Source organism: Longimicrobiaceae bacterium (assembly GCA_035936415.1).
Taxonomy (GTDB): domain Bacteria; phylum Gemmatimonadota; class Gemmatimonadetes; order Longimicrobiales; family Longimicrobiaceae; genus JAFAYN01.
Genome location: DASYWD010000309.1, coordinates 1 through 1657 on the forward strand (window position 1 = coordinate 1; position 1657 = coordinate 1657).

Here is a 1657-nt window from a genome sequence, read left to right on the forward strand (position 1 = left end):
CCGCCCAGCTCGAAGAAGCTCTCGTGCACCCCCACGCGCTCGACCCCCAGCACCTCCGCCCAGATCCCCGCCAGCACCTCCTCCACCGGCGTGCGCGGGCCCTCCGACTCCCCCGTCGCGCTCGCCGCCGGCTCCGGCAGCGCGCCCCGGTCCACCTTCCCGTTGGGCAGCTGCGGCAGCGCCTCCAGCACCACCACGGCCGAGGGCACCATGTAGCCCGGCAGGCGCTCCTGCAGCGCGCGCCGCAGCGCCCCCACCTCCACCTCCGCCCCCCCGGCCGGCACCACGTAGCCCACCAGGCGCCGCTCCTCGCCCCGCCCGCGCACCTGCACCACCGCCTGCCCCACCGCGGCCTGCTCCAGCAGCGCGTCCTCGATCTCCCCCAGCTCGATCCGGAAGCCGCGCACCTTCACCTGCCCGTCGCGCCGCCCCAGGTACTCCAGGCGCCCCGCCGCGCCGAAGCGCACCCGGTCGCCCGTGCGGTAGAGCCGCCCCCCGGGCGTGGCGCCGAAGGGGTCGGGCACGAAGCGCCCGGCCGTCAGCTCCGCCCGGCCCAGGTAGCCGCGCGCCAGCCCCATCCCGCCCAGGTAGAGCTCCCCGGGCATCCCCACCGGGACCGGCTCCAGGCGCTCGTCCAGCACGTAGGCCTGCGTGCCCGGCAGCGGACGCCCGATCGTCTCCGGCCCGCCCGCCTCGCGCAGCACCCAGGTGGAGTACGTCGTGTCCTCGCTCGGCCCGTACAGGTCGTACACCCTCTCCACCCCGGCCGCGTACAGCGCGTCCGAGAGGGCGCGCCGCAGCGGCTCGCCCGCGAGGTTGACCGTGCGCACCGAGCCCGGCAGCGCTCCGGCGCGCAGCAGCTCCGCCATGGCCGAGGGCACCGTGTTGACCAGCCGCACCGCGTGCCCGGCCGCCTCCGCCGCGGCGCAGGCCTCGCGCAGCGCCAGCACGTCGCGCGCGAGCACGACGGTGCCGCCGCAGGCCAGGGGCGCGAAGAGCTCGAAGATCGACAGGTCGAAGCAGGTCGAGGTCGCCGCGAGCATGCCGTCGAGCCGCTCGGGGCCGAAGGCGTCGAGCGCCCACTCCACCAGGTGGGCGGCCGCCCGGTGCGGGATCGCCACCCCCTTGGGAGTGCCCGTGGAGCCGGAGGTGTAGATCAGGTACGCAAGGCTCTCCCCCCAGACCGCCGCCTCCGGCATCTCGGACGTGTCGGCCTGCTCCTCCGGAGCGGACTCTTCCTCCGGGGCGTCGAGGCAGAGCACCCTCGGGGCGGGGTCGAGCCCGTCCAGGGGGAGCTGGGCGCGCAGGGAGGTCTGGCTCAACAGCAGCCCGGGCGCGGCGTCGCGGAGCATGAAGGCCAGGCGCGCGGGCGGGTAGGCGGGATCGAGCGGCAGGTAGGCGGACCCGGACTTGAGCACGGCCAGGATCGCCACCACCAGCTCGGGGCTGCGCTCCAGGCAGATCCCCACCCGCCGGTCGGCCCCGGCTCCGAGGCGCCGCAGCCGGCCGGCCAGGCGCTCGGCCAGAACGTCCAGCTCGGAGTAGCTCAGCGTGCGCCCTCCGCAGACCAGGGCCGTGGCCGCGGGGGTGCGGCGCGCCTGGGCCTCGAAGAAGCGGTGCAGCAGCGCGTGCGAGAGCTCCGGGGCGGGCCCGTCCT

1 protein-coding gene is annotated in these 1657 nt (G+C 76.8%); it reads right to left on the minus strand.

What is annotated here, in order from left to right; all coding sequences use genetic code 11:
• On the minus strand, positions 1 to 1657 hold a 1657-nt coding region (locus tag VGR37_12815), incomplete at both ends, for an amino acid adenylation domain-containing protein (protein ID HEV2148279.1).